General features: G+C 40.0%; 16 protein-coding genes. 10 read left to right on the forward strand and 6 right to left on the reverse strand.

Translation table 11 applies throughout. The annotated features are described in order from the left end of the window. Window positions 1–134 precede the first annotated feature (134 nt). The 5 genes from BM143_RS05210 to BM143_RS05230 all read left to right on the forward strand — a co-directional run bounded on the left by BM143_RS05210 (window position 135) and on the right by BM143_RS05230 (window position 6,700). Entirely contained in the window at window positions 135–539 is a 405-nt protein-coding gene (locus BM143_RS05210) for an HYC_CC_PP family protein (protein WP_090023544.1), read from the forward strand. 67 nt (window positions 540–606) lie between these two features. Next, window positions 607–1,992 (forward strand): TolC family protein, encoded by a 1,386-nt coding sequence (locus BM143_RS05215; RefSeq protein ID WP_090023545.1) that lies wholly within the window; start codon window positions 607–609, stop codon window positions 1,990–1,992. A gap of 15 nt (window positions 1,993–2,007) precedes the next feature. Continuing rightward, window positions 2,008–5,160, forward strand: coding sequence for an efflux RND transporter permease subunit (locus BM143_RS05220; protein WP_090023546.1), 3,153 nt, complete (start codon window positions 2,008–2,010; stop codon window positions 5,158–5,160). A gap of 11 nt (window positions 5,161–5,171) precedes the next feature. Next, on the forward strand, window positions 5,172–6,257 hold the full coding sequence (locus BM143_RS05225) for an efflux RND transporter periplasmic adaptor subunit (protein ID WP_090023547.1): 1,086 nt from the start codon (window positions 5,172–5,174) through the stop codon (window positions 6,255–6,257). Between the two features lie 8 nt (window positions 6,258–6,265). Continuing rightward, the gene (locus BM143_RS05230; protein ID WP_090023548.1) at window positions 6,266–6,700 is read left to right on the forward strand and encodes a hypothetical protein; all 435 of its coding nucleotides are present in this window, start codon (window positions 6,266–6,268) and stop codon (window positions 6,698–6,700) included. A gap of 638 nt (window positions 6,701–7,338) precedes the next feature. Here BM143_RS05230 and BM143_RS05235 read toward each other — a convergent pair. Further along, on the reverse strand, window positions 7,339–7,587 hold the full coding sequence (locus tag BM143_RS05235; protein WP_051890476.1) for a NifU family protein: 249 nt from the start codon (window positions 7,585–7,587) through the stop codon (window positions 7,339–7,341). Window positions 7,588–7,633: 46 nt separating this feature from the next. Continuing rightward, window positions 7,634–8,743: an Mrp/NBP35 family ATP-binding protein gene (locus BM143_RS05240; RefSeq protein WP_034730392.1), complete on the reverse strand. Its 1,110-nt coding sequence runs from the start codon at window positions 8,741–8,743 to the stop codon at window positions 7,634–7,636. Window positions 8,744–8,902: 159 nt separating this feature from the next. Here BM143_RS05240 and BM143_RS05245 point away from each other — a divergent pair, with 159 nt between their 5' ends. After that, window positions 8,903–9,358: a hypothetical protein gene (locus BM143_RS05245; RefSeq protein WP_090023549.1), complete on the forward strand. Its 456-nt coding sequence runs from the start codon at window positions 8,903–8,905 to the stop codon at window positions 9,356–9,358. Window positions 9,359–9,743: 385 nt separating this feature from the next. On the opposite strand, the gene BM143_RS05250 is transcribed toward BM143_RS05245, so the two are convergent. Then, entirely contained in the window at window positions 9,744–12,086 is a 2,343-nt protein-coding gene (locus tag BM143_RS05250; RefSeq protein WP_090023550.1) for a TonB-dependent receptor family protein, read from the reverse strand. A 102-nt stretch (window positions 12,087–12,188) separates the two neighbouring features. On the opposite strand from BM143_RS05250, the gene BM143_RS05255 reads away from it, so the two are divergent. Beyond that, a complete protein-coding gene (locus BM143_RS05255; RefSeq protein ID WP_090023551.1) occupies window positions 12,189–14,990 on the forward strand; it encodes a GH92 family glycosyl hydrolase in 2,802 nt (933 codons plus the stop codon). 226 nt (window positions 14,991–15,216) lie between these two features. On the opposite strand, the gene BM143_RS05260 is transcribed toward BM143_RS05255, so the two are convergent. Genes BM143_RS05260 through BM143_RS05270 form a run of 3 tightly spaced genes read right to left on the reverse strand, consistent with a single transcriptional unit; the run spans window position 15,217 to window position 17,797 of the window. Further along, window positions 15,217–15,804, reverse strand: coding sequence for a hypothetical protein (locus BM143_RS05260; RefSeq protein WP_090023552.1), 588 nt, complete (start codon window positions 15,802–15,804; stop codon window positions 15,217–15,219). 14 nt (window positions 15,805–15,818) lie between these two features. Next, a complete protein-coding gene (locus BM143_RS05265) occupies window positions 15,819–16,541 on the reverse strand; it encodes a phytanoyl-CoA dioxygenase family protein (RefSeq protein ID WP_090023553.1) in 723 nt (240 codons plus the stop codon). Between the two features lie 5 nt (window positions 16,542–16,546). Then, window positions 16,547–17,797, reverse strand: coding sequence for a dicarboxylate/amino acid:cation symporter (locus BM143_RS05270; protein WP_072921861.1), 1,251 nt, complete (start codon window positions 17,795–17,797; stop codon window positions 16,547–16,549). A gap of 223 nt (window positions 17,798–18,020) precedes the next feature. Between BM143_RS05270 and BM143_RS05275 the strand changes: the two genes are divergently transcribed. The 3 genes from BM143_RS05275 (at window position 18,021) to BM143_RS05285 (ending at window position 21,763) form a co-directional block, all read left to right on the forward strand. After that, window positions 18,021–18,509, forward strand: a complete 489-nt coding sequence (locus tag BM143_RS05275; RefSeq protein ID WP_047449664.1) for a BON domain-containing protein — start codon at window positions 18,021–18,023, stop codon at window positions 18,507–18,509. A 7-nt stretch (window positions 18,510–18,516) separates the two neighbouring features. After that, the gene (locus BM143_RS05280; RefSeq protein ID WP_034731900.1) at window positions 18,517–18,936 is read left to right on the forward strand and encodes an SH3 domain-containing protein; all 420 of its coding nucleotides are present in this window, start codon (window positions 18,517–18,519) and stop codon (window positions 18,934–18,936) included. Between the two features lie 94 nt (window positions 18,937–19,030). After that, complete coding sequence (locus BM143_RS05285) at window positions 19,031–21,763, forward strand: TonB-dependent receptor (RefSeq protein ID WP_090023554.1); 2,733 nt, start codon at window positions 19,031–19,033, stop codon at window positions 21,761–21,763. Window positions 21,764–21,854 lie beyond the last annotated feature (91 nt).

Raw genomic sequence — 21,854 nt, forward strand, 5'->3', positions numbered from 1 at the left:
TCAGTTAAAAACTTAAAGCTTGGATTGATAATCCGGGCTTTATTTATTTACCCCTAAAAATCCGTAAAAGTATAAACTTCCGCCAGAATTCTATAACACCACATCCCGGATTACCTCTAATTTTATCCCGCGAAATGAAAAGAGTATTCCATTTGTTTTTCCTGCTTCTTTACGTAATAATTTCTTCAGGATTTACTACGAGTAAGCACGTATGTAAAGGAAACTCCAGTGAACTCCACGTAGGACTGAAAAACCTTTCCGACATGGACTGCCCGAAATGCAGTACCAACAAAGAGAAAAACCACGGTAAATGCTGCAAATTAGAAGTTAAAAAGATATACAGAGCAGATAATCTGACCTCTTCTCACAAAAACTTACCGGTTAAATTTCTGTCGGCTTCCATTCCCTATCACAATTTAGGAACGGTATTCGAAGTTTCAGCATTATACTCAGAAAAGACTTCCACCCTCTTTGATTTCGCCCACGATCACTTTAATTATCCTTCCCTCTACATTCTCCATTGCGTTTACAGAATTTAGAATCGTATTGAATTTTGTCATCCCGAATCTGGGATCCTATTTTCAATATTCATTCTAAATCAATCTTATGAATTCAAAATATAATGCCCTCATCATACTGCTGGGTTGCCCCACCATGTTCTTCGGGCAGCAAACCGGCTTAGAGGATGTGCTGATGAAAGCCGGGAAAAGCTACCAGTCTATCAAAAAAAAGGAAGTGAATATCGCAGCTTCCCATGAACGGCTCAATCTTCAGAAAACCTATTACCTGCCTGAGGTTACCCTGATGGCACAACAAAACTTCGGAACCATCAATGCACAGAACGGCCCAATGTACAGTCAGGGCGGTCTCGGAGTAGCCTCTACCTCAATGCCTCTCGCAGAACAGAACTGGAATGCTGCGTTCGGAAGTTTATATTTGGCTAATGTCAACTGGAATGTCTACACCTTCGGACGTCTGAAAACCAAAGAACTGCTGGAAACTGCCGATGTGGAAGTTCAGAAATCTGATCTCAGCCAGGAAATTTTTCAGCATCAGATCAAAGCTGCCGGTGCCTATTTTAACCTTTTGGTAAGCCAGCGGCTGGAAAATGTACAGCTGGAAAATCATAAACGTACCGAAGTGATTTATACCATTGCCACAGCGAGGGCCGAAAGCGGATTAATTCCGGAAGTAGATGCCTCACTCGCAAAAGCAGAAATGTCTAATGCCCGGACCGCGATGATCAATGCCAATGATCATGTTCTGGAGTACAATAAACAACTGGCAGATCTTTTAGCTGAAAATTTCACAGATTATCAGCTGGACCATTATTTCAGCGAAAATATTCCTTTAACGACCTCTGAAAATTCTTCATTGGAACAACATCCGAATATGCTCTTCATCACTCAAAAATTGAATAAAAGCAAGATTCAAGAAGCCCATCTGTTGACCACAGGACTTCCTTCACTTTCTCTTTTCGGGGTTTTTCAGGGACGCGGATCAGGCTTTGGATGGAATTATGTTCAGGATAATACCGCCTATTCTCCGTCTTATTTAAAAGGAGCCGGCGTAGACCGGATGAATTATATCTTCGGATTGAATGTAAGCTGGAATCTTACCGATTTTTACAGGAACAGTTCTAAGGTTAATGAACAAAAACTGATGACTAAGGCTTTGGATTTTAACCATCAGCTGCTCCAACAGGAGCTGACCAATCAACAGAGTCTCGCAGAATCGAAATTCAAAAATGCTTTGGCTAAAGTAACGGAAGCCAAAGTACAGATGGAAGCCGCAACAGATGCCTACCACCAGCAGAAAGCTTTATATGAGAACGGACTCACCACCATTGTGGATTTTACGCAGGCTTTATACCTGCTGAACCGTGCTGAGATCAATTATGAAATTGCAAAAAACAATTCATGGCAGGCCACCGTACTCATTGCTGCTTCAAAAGGCGACATTTCGATCATCACCAAAGCCATTATTCACTAACCCAAAAACAGAAACATGAATCTTATAAAGTTTGCATTGCGCAGACCGATATCTGTAATGGTATTGGTGCTCGGCCTGCTGTTCTTCGGAATCAAGGCAGCCAAAGATGTAAAAGTAGATATTCTTCCGGAAATGGACCTTCCGGTGGTGTATGTAGCCCATTCCTTTAACGGATATACGCCGCAACAGATGGAAGGCTATTTCACCAAAATGTACGTTAATATGCTTTTGTTCACGAACGGAATCAGAAGTATAGAATCTAAAAACACACAGGGATTGACCCTGATGAAAGTAAATTTTTATGAAGGAACGAATATGGGAGAAGCCATTGCCCAGATCAATGCCCTTTCCACACGTTCCCAGGTATTTCTGCCACCGGGAGCACCGCCTCCTTTTATCATCCGTTTCGACTCGTCTTCGCAGCCTGTAGGACAACTGGTTTTCCGAAGCAGTACGCAGACCAATAACCAGCTGCAGGATATTGCGAATTTCAACGCGAGACCTTTCTTAATTAAAATTCCGGGGCTTACTACTGCTCCGCCGTTTGGGGGAAGTCCGCGGACGATAGAGATCAATGTGGATCCTTACAAACTCCGGGCGCACAGCTTATCGCCTGAACAGGTGGTAGAAGCCATTAGCCGAAACAATATCACATCCCCTTCCGGAAATGTGTACATCGGTGATACTAATTATTTAACCCCAACCAATAACACGGTAAAAAAGGTGGAAGAGCTTGGCGATATTCCTCTTTTTAAAGGAACGGCAGATAATGTGTATATCCGGGATGTGGCCACAGTAAAAGACGGTGCCGATATTACTACGGGATATGCCTTAATTGATGGAAAACGCTCCGTTTATATCAATATTGCAAAAGCCAGCAATGCTTCCACACTGGAAGTCGTGAACAAACTGAAGAAAGCACTCCCAAAAATTCAGAGAAATATGCCAGAAGGTGTACAAATTTCCTATGAATTTGACCAGTCGGTTTATATTTCCAATGCTTTAAAAAGTCTCATCATTGAAGGCGTTCTGGGTGCTTTGCTCACAGGATTGATGGTGATGTTATTCCTTAAAGATACACGTGCAGCCCTGATTGTTATTCTGACGATTCCGATCTCCATTATTTCCGGGGTGCTGTTTTTAAAATTATTCGGACAATCGATTAATATCATGTCATTGTCAGGTCTGGCACTGGCCATTGGAATTCTGGTTGACGAAAGTACGGTTACTATCGAAAATATTCACCAGCATTTTGCGATGGGTAAAACAAGAGCTCAGGCGATTTGGGATGCGTGTAAAGAGATTGCTTTTCCAAAATTGCTGATCATGCTCTGTATTCTGGCGGTATTTGCTCCGGCATTGATGATGAGTGGAATTCCGGGATCTTTATTTATGCCTTTAGCGATGGCGATTGGTTTCTCGATGATTGCATCGTTTGTCCTTTCGCAGACTTTTGTTCCGGTAATGGCCAACTGGATGATGAAACACGATCCAAAAACCTGTGAAAATCATAAGCCAGACTGGTTCAGCGGTTTCCGTGACCGCTTTGTCAGGTTTCTATCTTCATTGATGAAAAGCAGGAAAATCATTGTCAGTATAAGTCTTGCTGCTGCTTTATGTGCAGGATTTGGGCTTTATCAAATTACGGGGAAAGATGTCCTTCCATCAGTCAATTCACGACAGTTTCAGGTACGAATAAAAGCTGCCGAAGGAACCCGGATTGAAGTCACTGAAATAAAGGTGAAAAAATTCTTAGAACATCTTAAAAATAAGGTAGGAAAAGACAATATTGCAATCTCTTCTGTATTCATAGGTCAGCATCCATCGACGTTTGCCGTGAGTCCTATTTATTTATACAATGCCGGACCACATGAAGCATTAATGCAGGTGGCTTTAAAAGAATTTAAAGGAAATTCAGATGAGTTGAAGGATGAACTGCGTGGGTATTACAAAGAAAAAATGCCCGATCTGCAGATTTCTTTTGAACCTATCGAACTGACTGAAAAAATTCTCAGCCAGGGAGCCAATAATCCTATCGAAGTAAGGGTTTCGGGAATGATGAAAAAGATGAACCGGATGTATGCCGAAAAACTTTTAGTTAAATTGAAAGAAATCAAATACCTGCGCGATCAGCAAATCCCGCAATCCATGAACTATCCTGCCCTGCAGATCAGTATAGACCGGGTTCGTGCGGCGCAATTGGGACTGGATGCTCAGGATATCGCGAAATCGTTGGTGGCAGCCACAGCTTCGACCCGGTATACCAATAAAAACTTCTGGGTTGGCGGTATGATGGGCATTGCGTATGATGTACAGGTGCAGACTCCTCAAAATATCCTGAACAGCAAAGAGGAACTGGCCAATCTTCCTCTGTCTAAGAATTCAGACCGTCCGGTTTTGGGAGATGTCGCTTTCATCACCTCAACAAAAGAGTTGGGAGAAAGTTATAACCTTGGAACGATGGGTTACACAACCGTGACCGCCAATACACACAAAACAGATCTGGAACAGGCTTCCAAAGATGTAAAAAAAGCTATTGAATCATTGGGTGAACTTCCGAAAGGAGTCAATATTGAAGTGGCCGGAATGGCTCCGGTACTGGACGAAACCTTAAGCAGTCTGGCTTCCGGACTTCTGATTGCTATTGTGGTGATCTTTCTGATGCTGTCTGCTACGTTCCAATCTTTCCGGGTATCACTTGTTATTTTAACGACGGTTCCGTTTGTAGTCGTAGGATCATTAGCCCTGTTGAATCTGACGGGTTCAACGCTGAATCTCCAGTCTTATATGGGACTGATCATGTCGATCGGAGTTTCCATTGCCAATGCTGTTTTATTGATCAGTAATGCTGAAACCATCCGGAAATCTACAGGGAATGCCTTAGAAGCAGGACTTGAAGCAGCCAAACTCCGTATCCGTCCTATCATCATGACGACACTGGCTATGGCGGCGGGAATGCTTCCGATGGCTATCGGTTTCGGAGAAGGAAGTGATCAGGTTTCGCCTTTGGGCAGAGCGGTTATCGGAGGACTGATTTTCTCCACGTTCTCTGTACTCGTTATTCTTCCGCTGGTTTTCGGGTGGATGCAGAAAAATGCGGGAATTATTTCTCCATCACTGGATCCAGAGGACGAAGAAAGCATTCATTATTTAAATCCCAACTCTTAATTTTTACTTCAATGAAAAACATTATATATACAGCCATTACCATAGGACTTATGAGTATTCCGGCTTCCTGTAAAGAAGAAAAGCCAATGGATATGTCCAAAGAAGCCAAACCCATGATGATGCACAGCATGGAAACTTTGGAGATCAAAAAGAGCAATCCGAAAGTTGAATTAAAATTGGCCGGCGAACTGATTCCGGATCAGGAAACCGCTTTATTTGCCAAAATACCGGGATATATAAAAAAGATCAATGCAGACATTGGTTCATATGTGAGTGCAGGACAGGTTTTAATGGTTCTGGATGCTCCTGAAATCCAGTCACAGGCTGCTAATGCCAAATCGAAATGGCAGGCGCAGGAAGCCATTTATGCTGCTACAAGATCCAATTACGACAGAGTGTACCGGGCAAATGAAACGAAGGGAGCCATCGCTAAAGATGCCTTGGATCAGATCACTGCCCGGAAACTGTCAGATCAGGCGCAGGTTAATGCCGCAAAGTCAGCCTACCGTGAACTGCAGGACATCAATCAATATCTGGTTATCCGTGCTCCTTTCAGCGGAATTATTACGGAAAGAAATGTAGACCTCGGTGCTTATGTAGGTCCGAACGGCGGCGCTCCATTGATGGTCATTCAAAATACATCCAAACTTCGCCTGAGCCTTTCTGTTCCGGAAGCAAGTGTTCAATATTTGAAAACGGGAGATACCATTTCGTTCAGGATTAATGCGATGCCTGAGAAAAGTTTTAAAGCCCGGATTTCAAGGAAGTCGGGATCGTTGGATGTGAAGTTGCGTTCGGAGAAAATTGAGGCTGATTTTATTAATCATTCAAGAGAATTAAAGCCATTTATGATCGCGGAATCCGTCATTCCTCTGCAAAATCAGGAAGCTACTTTCTTTATTCCGAGATCAGCTTTGGTGGAAAGTAATATGGGAATTTACATCATTAGGAATGAAGGTGGCAAAACCAGGTTTGTTCCTGTAAAAAAAGGAAGAGTTCTCAATGATATGATTGAAGTTTTCGGGGAACTCACCGAAGGCGATAAGATCATTAAAAAAGGAAATGAAGAAATTTTAGAAGGAAGTTTAATTAAATAACATCAACAATGAAAGCATTATTCAAAAACACAGTCATCATTATTTTCGGATCAGTCGTTTTATACGCGTGTGGTCATGAAAAACAAAAGAACACGCCGAAACCTGAACCTGAACCTGTCCAGAAAGTGCAGCCAGTTGCCACTACCGGAACATATAAAAAGGGAGATCATGTCCCTAGTGAAACCGTCTGCATGGTAAACAATGCCTATATGGGCAAAAAACAGATGGAAGTTCCCCACGGTGGAAAGATGTACTACGGCTGCTGCGAAATGTGTGTAGAAAAGATTCCGAATGATCCAAGCGTGAGAGAAGCGGTAGATCCGCTTACCGGAAAGAAAGTGGATAAAGCCAATGCATACATTGTGATGGTAAGTGATGAAGGAGAAGTGGCTTATTTTGAAAACGAAGAAAATTACAAACAGTTTTTAGCACAAAATTCATAATCTATATTTTTCTAATATTGTTTTTAGGGCCTGGTAATTTATTATCAGGTCTTTTTTATGTGAATGTAAGGTTATTGAATCTGAAAAGGTTGGTTTACGCAAAGGCGCAAAAATTCTTTAATTTAAGGCTGATTAAAGGCGCAAAGATTTTATCTCCGATAAAATTGAATACCACTAACTGAATATTTATACCTATCCAACCCTGCCGAAAATCTTCGATTTTCTTGCACCTTAAAAAACACACTTTTAATAATCCTTTGCGCCCTTGCGGTAATCCAACAGTAAATACTTTCCGCGTTCAAACCTTATAGGTTTAAATCAAGTAGCTAATAAAATACAAGCATCAGCGAAATCCGAGGAATCTGCGGGAGAAAAAAAAATCAACAGAATATCAATCAATCCAAAACAATCTCCCTCTCCACTCCTATCTCCTCCAAAAATATCTGGTCATGCGAAATCACCAGCAATGTTCCTTTATAATCCTTAATAGAAGCCATCAGAATTTCCATCATAAAACAACATGAATATCCGTGAAATTTGCTGGATCTGCTGGAGATTTTCACTGCCAATCATCTGAAATCAGAACAAAAAAAGACAGGCTAAAAAACCTGTCTTTAAAAAATATTTCGTGTAATTTTTTACTCTACATTGATTACTTTTTGAATTTCCGGAGCATGTTGCTTGATGGTATTTTCTACGCCCAATTTCAGGGTTGAGAAATTCAGCGAACATCCGGAACAGTTCCCCAAAAGTTTTACAAAAACCTGGTTATCCTTCACGTCAATAAGCTCGATATCACCTCCATCCTTGTTCAGGAACGGCCTGATGCTTTCCAGAGCTTCCATTACTCTCGTTACTGTATCTTCGTGTGTTATATTTGTTTCCATATTTCTTTAGTTCAATTCGGCTTTTTTCAAACTTAATTGAAAATCATTATTTTTTAGCTTTCGGCGAGCAACCCGCCATCGTTGAAATCTTTACAGCTTCTGTAGGGGGAAGATTTTTATTTCTTTCCAGTAGACTTTCTACCATTTTTCTTGCCGTTTCAGTGTAGATTCCTTCAATTTTAGAACCTTCCTGAAGCGCAGCAGGTCTTCCGACGTCTCCGGCTTCTCTGATACTCTGAATCAACGGGATCTCTCCCAGTACCGGAATCCCCAGATCTTCAGCAAGATACTGAGCTCCCTGTCTTCCAAAGATGTAGTACTTGTTATCAGGAAGTTCTTCCGGCGAAAAATACGCCATATTTTCGATTAATCCAAGAACCGGAATGTTAATACTTTCCATCTGGAACATCGCGATTCCTTTTCTTACGTCTGCCAAAGCTACGTGCTGAGGCGTACTTACGATCACAGCACCTGTTACAGGTACTTCCTGAATGATAGATAAGTGAATATCTCCTGTTCCCGGAGGAAGGTCGATTAGTAAGAAATCAAGTTCTCCCCAAGCTGCATCTCTGATCATCTGGTTCAAAGCTTTTGAAGCCATTGGGCCTCTCCAGACTACTGCCTGATTAGCTCCTGAGAAATAACCGATAGAAAGCATTTTTACCCCGTAATTTTCAACAGGCTTCATTTTACTTTTTCCGTCAACGTCTACAGAAATTGGCTTTTCACCTTCCGTATCGAACATTGTTGGAACAGACGGTCCGTAAATATCGGCATCCAGTAATCCTACTTTGAAACCCATCTTCGCTAAAGTAACTGCCATATTTGCCGCCACTGTAGATTTTCCTACGCCTCCTTTTCCGGATGCAATAGCAATGATATTCTGAATTCCAGGGATCTGTTTCCCTTTGATCTGGCTTAGCTGGATCTCACTCGGTTCCGGAGAAACGATTTTAAGTTTTAAGTGAATATCTTCTCCAAACTCACTGGCAAAAGCCTGCTTCATCGCTGCCTCCAGCTTTTTCTTTTCGTGCATTGCCGGTGAATGGGCGGTCATGTCGATATACACATCATTACCCATGATTTGAAAGTTACTCACCAAATCGTCTACTTCTATCTCTTTAAGGAAATCTTGAACCTGTTCTTTCGTCAACATACTAAATATAAATTGTTCACAAATTTACGCATTTTTTCGATAATTTAGAATCAATAAAATCTATAACCCCATGTGATAAATAAGATGACAAAAGAGATGTCTTTCCTATTTCTTATCTCCATCTTTATCACACCCTATCAGTATCGTAAAATATCACTTATGAATTCTACCGCTTATCCTTCTAAATATGCTTCTCCGAAAGGAATCTTCACCGTCGGAAAAACCCGATTCAAATGGTATGATCTCGCAGAAGATCCGGCCGCTGTTTCATCTCAGGATATCCATAATGCTAAAATATGTATTGAAAATGCTGTTGAAAACTTTCAGAACAAAGAAGATCTCGGATTTGTCATCATGCACAGATGCGGCGAAAAATATTTACTCTTAGTTTGCACCTGGAGAAGCGAAAACGAGCTCTGGGAAAGTGTTTACTATGATGGTTCCGGAACCTTTGAAGTCTGGGATAGAAATACAATTCATCTTCCAACGTACTGCGTCTGGGAAATGGGCATTGTCTACCATGAGTCCCAATCCTGGAAAAAATTTCTGGGCACAGACGGTACAGAACCTCATCAGCAAGATTATTTACATGATATTTTCGAAGGGGAAGTTTAAGTTTTTTCTACCACGAAAGATGCAAAAGTTTTTTTACACTTAAGTTTCTTGAAGTTTAAATACTTTATAAATCATAAGATCACATAAGTTTTAAGAGAAAATCAAAGATTTTATTCAGAATACGATCCGTAAACATCTGTGTAAATCTGTGCAATCTGTGGTTAAATGAAATTAACAATATTCTTGATGAACCAGGTATCTAAATCTTTAACCTATACCTGGAATGATAAAGCAGATGGTATTAGAAATGTCATCCTGAGCGTAGTCGAAGGATTCTCTCATTAAATCATACAACCTATCATATTCAATAGGAACGGGCTTCAGCCCGTTTAACAAATACATCCGATTCATCCGGCTTTAGCCAAAACCTAGCTTCGTTTATCATTTAATTCGCCCTGTTTTTTTCATCAAATTTCACATTCCGGTCCGCCCCTTTTACTTTTTTATTTCCAAAGGTATACGTCGCTGATAAAGTAAGCCTTCTGGAATCATAATAATTATTGTAATAATGAGTTCCCGTCGTATAATAGATCTCGCCCCTGCTTCTCGCCTGTTTGAAAATATCCGAAACAAATACATTCACCTGCAGACTCTTCTCCATAAGACTCAACTTAAGTCCGGATGTGAAATTTCCTGCATAATTCATATAGGAATTTCCTGAATTGGATGGCAGTCTGAACCAGTAATTGAAGATCAGCTGCACTGTTTTACTTTTATTAAGCGAAAGGTTGTTCTGAAAATCAAAATTATAGCTATTCCCTTTTCTGGAAGCGGCATCAGTAGCAAAAACTTTCGTTTCCATATAAGAAATGTCCGTAGAATAATTGGCTTCCCAGAATTTAAAGAACGTATCTGAATAATTGACTGTGATTCCCATACTGTTCTGGTTGTAATAATTCGCAAACGTGCTGATCCTGTTTTCGCCCTGCAGATTGGCCAGCTGACCAAATGCTTCTACCGTTCTCTGGAAATACGCAGATGTGGAAAGTTTCCCTTTATACACATGTGAAATTTCAAAATTGTGGTTGATAGAAGGCGTCAGCAATGGATTTCCGGTAAAATAAGAATTCACATTGATATACCATCGGTAGGGATTGATCGCGCGGAATCCCGGCCTGTTGATCCTTTTGGAATAATTTAAATTGAAAGTATTGTTTTCATTGCTTTTATAGCTGATATAAGCTGTAGGAAAGAATTTCCCATAAGAGTTTTTCGTCTGCTGTCCTGAGGTTAAGGAATTACCATTTACCGTGGAATACTCATAGCGCAATCCTGCTTTTGCCGACCATTTTTCATTAAACTCTTTTTCAAAGCTGACATACGCTGCATAGTTTTTTTCATTGTACTCAAATACATTGCTTTTTAAAGGATCTGTGATAAAATTTCCATTCGTCAAATTCTGATAAGAAATATTTGAATTGTTATCAAAATTGGTGAACTTGACTCCGGTTTCCATCTTTGCAAACTGGTAGGGTAACGTAAGATCAGCCTGTCCTGAATAAATTTTATAATCAACAGTAGAAGGTGTTCTCACCACAAAATCATCACCTGAACTTTCTGTCGTCGTAAAATCAATCAGACTTTCCGGGATATTGGAAAAATAATTTCCGGTAATGCTCAGCTTATTATCCTGCTTTCCAAATTTAAGATCGTAGTATCCACTTATCGTCTGCTGACGGCTATTGGCACGGTGTTCCGCATAAGTAGACAGCGTATTCGTATACATTCCATTCTGGAAATATCTCGACGTATTCTGAACATCCATATTCGAATGCCCGAAACCGTAATCGTAAATAAATCCTACATTAGATTTAGCATTAATCTGATAATCAATGCTTAAATTGGCTCCTAGCCCATTCCCAAAATCCCTTCTCTCATCCGAACTTTTAAGACCGTCTGCACCTTCAATGGTGTAGTTTTCATAGGAACGTTTTTGATAATCATAATGCCTTAATTTCAGTGAAGACCTTAGCTTTTCATTTTGATAATTGACTGTTGCATTGTTTGAAAACCCTGTGTAAGTTTGCTGCTGAAGGCTTGTCGTAAGACTTCCGCTCCAACCCAGATTCTGATTTTTCTTTAAAACAATATTGATGAGCCCACTGTTTCCCTGCGCTTCATATTTTGCCGGAGGAGTCGTGATCACCTCGATCTTTTCTATATTCTCGGATCTTAAGCTTTTAAGATAAGTCACAAGCTCGCTTCCTGAAAGGTTCAGCATTCTGTCATTGATCATCACAGCGACTCCGCTTTTTCCGACGATTGAAATTCCTGCATTGTCATCCACTTTAAGCAATGGGGTCGTTGATAATGCTTCTGCTCCATCCATTCCCTGTGAAGCCACAGAATTGGATACATTAAAGATGAGACGGTCAGCCTTTCTTTCAATTAATTTTTTCCTTGCGGTAAGCGTGACGCCTTCAATTTGTTTTTCCTGCTTTGTCTCAATAAAAAAATCCTGCTTCGTGTCTCCGTTTACGCTAATCTCTGCCGTGGATACTTCTGCTCCGTCCTGGATCAGTTTGATATTATAATTTCCGTTATCCGGAAGTTGTAAAGAATAATTTCCTTTTTCATCTGAAATAGCCGTCTGTCTGGTTTTATCCTTTACTGCTACGATTTCTATGTAAGAAACTGAATTCCCCGTCTGCGTTATTTTTCCTGTGATGCGCTGCGAAAAGGCAAGAACCGGCAGCAGCAGGACCACAGAAATTAATGTTTTCTTCATGTATTTTGTAGTAATAGTTTTTAATAAGACAATTCCTGACTTTCTTTTATTACATTCCGTTCTGCTGTTTTTTCAATATATTCGTGGGTATAAATTGATGATATGAAAAAAAGACTGGCCGTTTTCTCCTTATGCATTGCCCAGATCATATATTCCCAGAATTATTCTCAGTATGTTAATCCTTTTATAGGAACCGGAGGCCACGGTCACACCTTTCCGGGAGCTATTGTTCCGTTCGGGATGGTACAGCTTTCACCAGATACCAGAATAGACGGTAGCTGGGACGGATGCAGCGGATATCACTATTCGGATTCGGTGATCTATGGTTTTTCACATACGCATCTGAACGGAACCGGAGTTTCGGATTACGGAGATATCATGCTGATGCCTACGATGGGAAATTCAAGCTTAAATCCCAAAGATTACTCTTCTAAGTTTTCGCATAAAAATGAAAAAGCTTCGGCCGGATTTTATTCTGTTAAACTGGACAAAAACAATATCGATGTCCGTCTGACCACCACCCAAAGAGTCGGCTATCATGAATATACTTTTAACAAGTCAGGAATAGCCAATATCGTTCTTGACCTCAACCACAGGGACAAATTACTGGAAGGTGAAGTGAAGATCATTGATGATAAAACCATCGAAGTTTTCAGGAGAAGCGAAGCCTGGGCTACCAACCAATATATTTACGCCAGGATTGAGTTTTCAAAACCGATGAAGATCTCTAAAAAAGAGGTTAACGGAAAAAACGAAGACAAGCTTTTCACAGGAACCAAGCTGGCTCTGGCTTTTTCATCTGATGTTAAAAAAGGAGAAAAGATCAGCGTAAAAGTTTCCATTTCTCCAACAGGTTATGAGGGAACAGAGAAAAACATGCTGGCAGAAGGAAAATCCAATGATTTTGAAACGGTAAGAAAACAGGCCGAAACAGATTGGAACAAGGAACTTTCAAAAATTGAAGTTAAATCTGATGATAAGGATAAACTTTCTGTTTTTTACACCGCATTATACCACGTTTTCACCCAGCCGAACATCAATATGGATGTGGACGGAAGATACAGAGGCCGCGATAATAAGCTTTATACGACAAAAGGATTTGACTATTATTCCGTATTCTCGCTTTGGGATACTTTCAGGGCTGCTCATCCGCTGATGACTCTGATCGACAGAAAAAGAACGGCAGATTTCGTCAATACTTTTATCAGACAGTATGAGCAGGGCGGAAAACTTCCGGTGTGGGAACTGGCTTCCAATGAAACGGAATGTATGATAGGCTACCACTCTGTTTCCGTGATTGCAGATGCGATGGCGAAAGGAATTAAAGGGTTTGATTATGAAAAGGCATTTGAAGCCTCTAAAAACTCTGCCATGCTGGATATTTTCGGTTTAAATGCTTACAAACAGAACCATTATATCAGCATTGACGATGAACATGAAAGTGTTTCCAAAACGGTAGAATATGCCTACGACGACTGGTGTATCGCTCAAATGGCTAAGATTTTAGGCAAAAAAGAAGATTATCAGTATTTCATGAAACGTTCTCAGAACTGGAAAAACCTATATAACCCGAACAGCGGATTTATGCAGCCGAGAAAGAACGGAAACTGGTATGAACCTTTTGATGCAAGAGAAGTAAATAATAATTATACGGAAGGAAACGCATGGCATTATTCCTATTCTGTACAGCAGGATATTCCCGGACTGATTGCCGCTCATGGCGGAAAGGAAAAATTTGAACAGTTTATTGATGCTATTTTCGAAGCACCGGATAAAACAACCGGCAGAGAGCAGGTAGATATTACGGGTCTGATGGGACAATATGCTCAGGGAAATGAGCCGAGCCATCACATCGCCTATCTGTACAATTATGTAGGGAAACCGGAAAAGACAGATGCCAAGATCAAATATATACTTGACAACTTCTATAAAAATACACCGGACGGGCTTATCGGAAATGAAGACTGCGGGCAGATGAGCGCATGGTACATTCTGAGCTCGATGGGAATTTATTCCGTGACTCCCGGGCTTCCGGAGTGGCAGACAACGACACCGTATTTTGATGAGGTTAAAATTCATATGGAAGACGGCACCACAAAAGTTATTACAAAAAATACCAGCAGATCTGAGCTTCAAAAATTAGGATTTGAAAATAGCCAACCGGCAAAAGATTTCAAATATACACAACTGACGGCATCACCAGTGATCGCCTCCGACAGGATCTTCGATTTCTCAGCCAAAGTACAGATCACTCCACTGAATCCGGGTGATAAAGTCTATTATATGACCATGAATTCAGATGATGCGAATGTAAGAAAGACCTTTTCAGCGTATAAAGGCCCTTTCACCATCAGTAAAACGACTCAGGTGCATGCCTATTCAGAGAGAAATGGCGAAAAGAGTTCTGTGACGGTTGCCAATTTTAACAGAAGACCGAATTACTGGGATATTACCATCCATTCAAAAACAACGCCGCAATATACCGCTAATGGAAAACTGGCGCTTATCGATGGCATTAAGGGTGATGTGAACTGGAGAAAAGGGGAATGGCATGGTTATCAGGGACAGGATTTTGAAGCTGTAATTGATTTAAAATCACCTCAGCAGATCACGAAATTATCCTCTACCTATCTTCAGGACAGCAGAGCGTGGATTTTAATGCCTAAAAAAGTGGAATACTACGCATCAATGAACGGGAAAGACTTTATCCTTCTGAAAAGCATTGACAACACCATTGACACTAAGGATGAAAAAGTACAGATCAAAGATTTCGGAACAGAAATTCTTCCGACTGAAGCCCGCTACATCAAGATAAAAGCCTATTATTACGGTAAACTTCCGGAATGGCATCAGGGCGCCGGTGGCGAGGCCTATATTTTTATTGATGAGATTTCTGTGAAGTAATTGGGAGGGAAGGCTGAGGATGGAAGATGGAAGTTAATAGTAGCCCTAAAATGACTGAACCACGGCTTTATTAACTTTTGAAAATTTACCAGATTAAATATCTATAAAATAACTATCAGAACTAGACCGACAAACAGTAACTTCCATCTTCCCTCCTCCGTCTTCCTAACCAAAAAACAAAGCCCTTCGAAAAACTCGAAGGGCTTTGTTTTATTATTTAAATTTATCACTTTATCTTATACAAATCCAAAACACCGGGAGAAATTTTCAGGTCGGGTCTAAAAAAAGCGATTCCTTTTATGAAATGTTTTCTTAATGAATTTCCATTGGTGATTACAGATTCTGCTTCTATGGATAATGCTTTTATAACTACTTTATCTGACTGTTCATCGGATAGGTAATAACACAAATCCATATTGGTATCGGTCTGATCAAGATTGATAAATACGTCATATTTTCCATTCTCCGGATGCGGCATCAGTTGGCTGTACTGCACTGTTTTTACTAAACCTTGATTACTGTAATAGTGAATTCCTGCTCTGTCCACCACGGTCCGAATTATTTTCGAACTTGGTTTTTCTTTTATTTTTACGATCAGAAGCCATACAAATAACGCTGTAACGATTATCGCCAATAGAACCATTAAAATTTTCAGTTCAATTTTGATTTTTGAATCTACAGTAAGCCATGCCATCATAATCGTCATCAGGGGTGTCAATACGGCGAATATTGAAAAAACAGTTTTAACAGCCAAAGTCCAGCCTTTAGAAATTTTGGATTCAATAGCCGGAAATTGATCTTTCTCTGATTCCATTGTACTACTGGATTTTAATTCAATTTTTCAGACCATTTCAGCTGCTGTGGCAGTTCCATATCAGAAAATTCTATATGGATTACCCTTCTCCTTCTTCCGCCTGTTGTTCTGTTCGAACCATGAAGTGTTAAAGGCTTCATGATCATAATCCCTCCTTTTTCTACGTTGCAGATTTCTTCAGTTTCCGTGTTCCAATCTATGGTTTCCGGTCTGTAGATTCCTTTGGCGTGAGATCCCGGAACTACTTTTAATGCTCCGTTATGTTCATCGGTATCATCAAGATGGATTCTGATGGTACAGATATTTTCAAGGATAGGCAGAGGCGGCTGTACAGCAAACTGATTTTTCTTGGTCGTCCATGGTCCGAATCCCTGCATTTCCAGTTTTTCATCTACTGAAATGGTCAGATCCTGATGATAGGCGACATACCAGTTTGACGTTTCCGGTTTATCAAAATAAATGCTTTTGACCGCAATATATTGTTCTCCGAAAAGCTCTCTGACAATGGTTTTAACAGCATCATTAAACACCAGATCTTTCACATCCGGAACTTCTTTTAAGAATTGTCTTACCGCAAACAGATCATCAGACTTTCTGAAGTTTTCCTTTGAGGTATCCACGTTTTGAATGACCTCAATGATCTTTTCAATTTCCTCATCAGAAAAAACCGAATGGATGACCGTGAAGCCTTTTTCGAAAACATTTTCTTTATGACGCTGCAAAAACTCCTTTGTCATGACTCTTAAACTTCCTGAGGCGTATTTTCAAGCTGCCCTTCCCATTTGGAAACAGCAGAAGTAGCCAGTGCATTTCCTAATACATTCGTCATACTTCTTCCCATATCACAGAAATGGTCGATTGGCAAGATCAATGCAATACCTTCCGGTGGAATTCCAAACATGGAACAGGTAGCCACGATAATTACCAGTGAAGCTCTCGGAACTCCGGCAATCCCTTTTGAAGTAAGCATTAACACCAAAAGCATGGTAATCTGCTGACCCAATGACATTTCGATACCGTAGATCTGTGCAATAAAGATGGATGCAAATGTCATGTACATCATACTTCCGTCCAGGTTAAATGAATATCCTAATGGCAGGATAAAAGAAACCACTCTATTATTACAACCGAATTTTTCTAATTCTTCTACCAGTTTAGGGAAAACAGCTTCTGAACTCGTGGTAGAGAAAGCGATCAGTAATGGTGCTTTAATTCTTCTCAGCAATTCAAAAAGGCGGTTTCCTAAGATCAGGTAACCTACCAATAGAAGCACAAGCCAAAGAACGGCTAAAGCAAAGAAGAAGTCTCGCAGATAAACAGCGTAGACTTCAAATATTTTAAACCCATTCATGGCCACTACAGCGGCAATAGATCCTAAAACTCCAAACGGAGCGAACCACATGATGTAGCCTACCATTTTAAGGATCGCATGGGCAATGATGTCAAATAATTTAACCACCGGCTTTGAATAGTCCTCGCCTAAATTAGCAAGAGCCACTCCAAACATAATGGAAAAAACCACGATCTGAAGTACCTCGTTGGTGGCAAAAGCTTCAAATAAACTCTTAGGGATCATGTGTTTTACAAAGTCTTCCAGAGAAAAACCTTTACTGCTTTTCAGAAGATCTTCTGCAGCAGCGGCATCCTGGATAGGCAGTTTAGTCACATGCCCGGGCTCCAGCCAGTTAACCAGCATCAGTCCTATAAAGAGAGAAACCAGTGAAGCGGAGATAAACCATAACATGGCTTTGGTTCCTACCCTTCCGATCATTTTGATATCACTCATTTTGGCGATTCCCACAACAAGCGTGGTGAAAACCAGCGGCGCGATGATCATCTGTACCAGTCTGATAAAAACAGTTCCGAGGAGTTTGATATTCTTGGAAAAGGGTTCCGCACTTTCAGGATATTGGGTGTGTATCACCCCTCCAATTCCTACTCCCAGAATAAGCGCAACGATAATGGCTATAAAAAGTTTATTTTGTCCTTTCATATATATAGTTCAATTCCCACAAATATAATAGTTTTTCAATTGGTACAAGATTTTGTATGAATCCGGGTTAAGTTTAGATTAAGATTATAATACATTAAAATTAAATCGCTGATTCCGAAAATATTGCAAAAAATTTAAGAAACATTTATTGAGTTTTTATTCTTTTGGTACAAATTTTATTATTACATTTGATTGTATTAACAACATTAATAAATATACAACTATGAAAAAAACTATCGCAATGGCTGCCTTAGCTGTAGCTATATCTTTTGGAGCGGTTTCTTGTAAAAAGAAGATTTCTGATGCCGATCTTCAGACTCAGGCTACAACTGTCGTGACTTCTAATCCCAATGCTTCTGTAGAAGTAAAAGAAGGAGTGGCTCACTTAAGCGGAACTTTCGCTGACCAGCAGTCTAAGGATGCTATGATCACTAAATTAAAAGCTATCAACGGAGTAAAAGAGGTAATGGATATGTCTACTGTAGCAGCACCAGTTGCTGTAGCACCGGTTGAAACTGCTTCTGCTGTAGATCCTGCAGTTCAGAAAAAAGTTCAGGATGCGGTTAAAGATTTCCCTTCTGTAAAAGTTGAGGTTGTGAACGGACAACTTACACTTACAGGAAACGTTTCTGGTCTTCAGGCTAGAAAAATCAAAGAATCTGTAGATGCTTTGAAAATCGGAAAGTATAACAATAACCTAGTGGTAAAATAATTTTAAGATGAGTACATTACAAGATAAATATTCAAGTGTAGTTTCAGCAGCTCAGTCTGCAGGAATTTCTAATCTTCAGGTTCAGGAGCAGGACGGTATCCTTTATGTTTCAGGAAGCGCTTCCAACACGGCTGCAAAAGACGCAGTATGGAATGCTCTGGGAACTATCGATTCTACGTATTCTGCTTCAGACATCAACATTGATGTACAGGTTGCAGGATTAACTTCTGGTGCTGCTTTAACGGTAGCTACGGAAGATTCTAACCTTAACATCAGACAGGAGCCTTCTACGGAAGCTGCTGTTGTAGGAAAAGCGGCTAAAGGTTCTTCTGTAACTTTAATCGAGCAGACTTCTGATGACTGGTGGAAAGTAAAGACTGACGATGGTCAGGAAGGCTATGCTTATTCAAGATATTTAAGAGCATAATTTTTCAGAAATTAATTTTTTGAAAAAAATCAATACAGACATCCCCAATCGGGGATGTTTTTTTATATTTTTACGCCTTCAAAGAAAGCACTGAATGAAGAAAATCTTATGGCTGCTGGTATTGGCATTCAATAGTATGGTCCTGTACGGGCAAAATTTATACATTAACGGAAAGGTGTCCGATTCTGATAAAAAACCAGTGGAAAACGCCACCATTTATCTCCTTAAAGAAAAAGATTCATCCATCATCAATTATACTGCAACGAACAAAGAAGGTAAATTTTCTCTGAAAACAGACGCTTTGAGTGAGCCTTCCATTTTAAGAATCAACGGTGAAAAGCTTTCGCCCTATTCCAAAAAGTTAGAAAAAATCAGTCAGTCTCTTACTTTGGAAGACATTGAACTTGGAAAAAACAATGTTCAGAATATTGACGAAATCAAGATCACGGTATCTCCTGTCAAAATCAAAAAAGACACGATAGAATTTAATGCTTCTTCGATCAAAGTAAGTCCGGACAGTAAAATTGAAGAGCTTCTGAAAAAGATTCCCGGTGTAGAAATCGACAACGACAAAAAGATAACGGTCAACGGGAAGGAAGTAGATCAGATCATGATCAACGGAAAACCTTTCTTTGATAAAGACGGGAAAATTGCGCTTCAGAATCTTCCGGCTGATATCATTAAAAACATTCAATTTACCACGACCAAGACGAAAGAAGAAGAATTAAGCGGAAAGAAACCCAAATCTAACAATACGACCATCAATTTTAATATTGATGAGAAAAAAAATAAAGGACTGCTCTCCAGATTGATGCTTGGATACGGCTCAGACAAGCGTTATGAAGGCAGTGCACTGTTGAGTTACTTTAAAAATAATACTAAAATAAGCCTTATCGCTTCATCGAATAATATCAATTCCCAGGGTTTCTCCAACGATGATGTATTTGACAGTATGGGAGAAGGCAGGAATTCATCGGGAATGCAGGGCGGAATGTCTTCATCCGGCAGAGGAAAAGGAATTCAGAAGTCTACGACCATCGGAATCAATTACAATGACAAAATCGGGAAAGAAATGGATCTGGACAATTTCAGTCTGAGCCATTCCAATTCTGAAACAGAAACGGCCTCCAAATCATCCAGAACCACCCTTCTTCCGGAATACACCCTTACCACCCATTCTGAGAGCACCGGAGAGAGCGAAACCCGCCAGAACAATGTAGATGCTTCGGCAAAAATTACACTGGATTCTTTGAGCACCATTTATATTTCACCGAGATTTAACAACAGCCAAAGTTCCAGTATCAGCCGTTCAAAATCTTCTACCTTAAGAGATAACGGACTGTTGAACGAAAGTGATTCTTACACGAGTAATGAGTCTGAAAGTAATTCATTTAACCCATATATCTATTTTACAAAACAGTTCACAAAGGAAAGACGTGCCCTGAATGCTAAAATAAACAGTACGATTTCCCAGTCTAACCAGGACAATCTCAACAAGTCCCTGACTACATTTCATCAGGGTCCTGAGCAGAATGACAACAGAAACCAGCTGTCAAGAAGCAGGAACCAAAGCAGCATGTATAATTTCAGTGCCGGATATACGGAACCCATTTCGGATTCGGCTTCGGTAAGTTTTGAAATAGCCTATAATTCAAATATTTCCAGTAATTCCAGAGATGTGAATGATTTCAATGCGGCCTCGGGACAATATTCTGACTACAATTCACCTTTATCCAACAGCCTGAGACAGAAGATCAACCAAATTTCTCCTCAACTGTCTTTTGAAGTGAATAAAAAGAAATTCAGCCTGTGGGGAACGATGAATCTTGATATTTCGGATATGAATGTCAAATCTGTGTACAATGGCCAGCAATACGGTCTTCAGAAAAACTTTGCGCTTCCTTCCTATAATTTCAGCTTCAGGTATCAGTTTTCTGAAAATAAAATGCTGAGCCTTTACAATTATGCAGCCTTCACCATTCCCGGCGCAGAACAGCTTACGCCTTATGAAGACACTTCAAATCCTTTGGTGACGTCTACAGGAAATCCCAATTTGAGAAACACATGGAGCAACAACTCTTCCCTGTTTTTCAATAATTACAATCTGATTAAGAATATGAACTATTACGTGAGCCTAAATTTCACGTACAGAAACAATGATGTGGTTAATTATTCAAGATATGATGATGCAGGAAAGCAGCTTGTAACGTATGACAACATAAGTGGAAATAAGAATATGAGTGTAGGCGCCGGATTCAACAAAACGTTTAAATGGAAAGACAATAAACTGATGATAAGTCCGAGATTCAATTTGCAGTATAGTTATAATAAAGGTTTTATTAACGGTCAGTTTTTCACGAATGCCTCATACAACCTCACTCCCGGGTTGAATGTGATGTATGAACTTAAGGACAAATTCAGCATAAAACCTTCTTATCGACTTGGCTATAATTTTTCAAAATACACCAATTACAGCATAGATAATGTACACACAGCCAATCAGACCCTGAAACTGGAGCTCACCAATTATGTGTTTAAAAGCAGACTGATTTTCGGAAATGATTTTGAATACAATACGAATTCCAATATTGCACCCGGTTTCAAAAAGGATTTCTATTTCTGGAATACGAGTTTGGGCTATTCATTCTACAAAAAACAGTTTACGGCCAAGATCAAGGTCTATGATGTTTTAAACCAAAACCAGAGCGTCAGAAGAACCATTTCCAATTCATATATTGAAGACCGTGAAGATCTTATTCTGAAACGCTACATTATGTTCTCACTGAGCATGAAGCTGAACAAATTTGCAGGAAAAAAAATGCAGTAAGAGAATCCATTTCATCTGTAAAATCGGCAAGTGTAAAAATCTCCCGCGGATCAGACAGATTGAGCAGATGGTAAATCAAGCTGCTTTTTTG

Source organism: Chryseobacterium oleae, assembly GCF_900115055.1.
GTDB lineage: Bacteria > Bacteroidota > Bacteroidia > Flavobacteriales > Weeksellaceae > Chryseobacterium > Chryseobacterium oleae.

Coding starts and splice junctions, on each gene's coding strand:
- BM143_RS05225 (WP_090023547.1), top strand. CDS start 5,172: ATGAAAAACATTATATATACAGCCATTACCATAGGACTTATGAGTATT.
- BM143_RS05235 (WP_051890476.1), bottom strand. CDS start 7,587: ATGGAAACAAATATAACACACGAAGATACAGTAACGAGAGTAATGGAA.
- BM143_RS05275 (WP_047449664.1), top strand. CDS start 18,021: ATGAAAAAAACTATCGCAATGGCTGCCTTAGCTGTAGCTATATCTTTT.
- BM143_RS05210 (WP_090023544.1), top strand. CDS start 135: ATGAAAAGAGTATTCCATTTGTTTTTCCTGCTTCTTTACGTAATAATT.
- BM143_RS05280 (WP_034731900.1), top strand. CDS start 18,517: ATGAGTACATTACAAGATAAATATTCAAGTGTAGTTTCAGCAGCTCAG.
- BM143_RS05255 (WP_090023551.1), top strand. CDS start 12,189: ATGAAAAAAAGACTGGCCGTTTTCTCCTTATGCATTGCCCAGATCATA.
- BM143_RS05250 (WP_090023550.1), bottom strand. CDS start 12,086: ATGAAGAAAACATTAATTTCTGTGGTCCTGCTGCTGCCGGTTCTTGCC.
- BM143_RS05240 (WP_034730392.1), bottom strand. CDS start 8,743: ATGTTGACGAAAGAACAGGTTCAAGATTTCCTTAAAGAGATAGAAGTA.
- BM143_RS05260 (WP_090023552.1), bottom strand. CDS start 15,804: ATGGAATCAGAGAAAGATCAATTTCCGGCTATTGAATCCAAAATTTCT.
- BM143_RS05245 (WP_090023549.1), top strand. CDS start 8,903: ATGAATTCTACCGCTTATCCTTCTAAATATGCTTCTCCGAAAGGAATC.
- BM143_RS05270 (WP_072921861.1), bottom strand. CDS start 17,797: ATGAAAGGACAAAATAAACTTTTTATAGCCATTATCGTTGCGCTTATT.
- BM143_RS05265 (WP_090023553.1), bottom strand. CDS start 16,541: ATGACAAAGGAGTTTTTGCAGCGTCATAAAGAAAATGTTTTCGAAAAA.
- BM143_RS05220 (WP_090023546.1), top strand. CDS start 2,008: ATGAATCTTATAAAGTTTGCATTGCGCAGACCGATATCTGTAATGGTA.
- BM143_RS05230 (WP_090023548.1), top strand. CDS start 6,266: ATGAAAGCATTATTCAAAAACACAGTCATCATTATTTTCGGATCAGTC.
- BM143_RS05215 (WP_090023545.1), top strand. CDS start 607: ATGAATTCAAAATATAATGCCCTCATCATACTGCTGGGTTGCCCCACC.
- BM143_RS05285 (WP_090023554.1), top strand. CDS start 19,031: ATGAAGAAAATCTTATGGCTGCTGGTATTGGCATTCAATAGTATGGTC.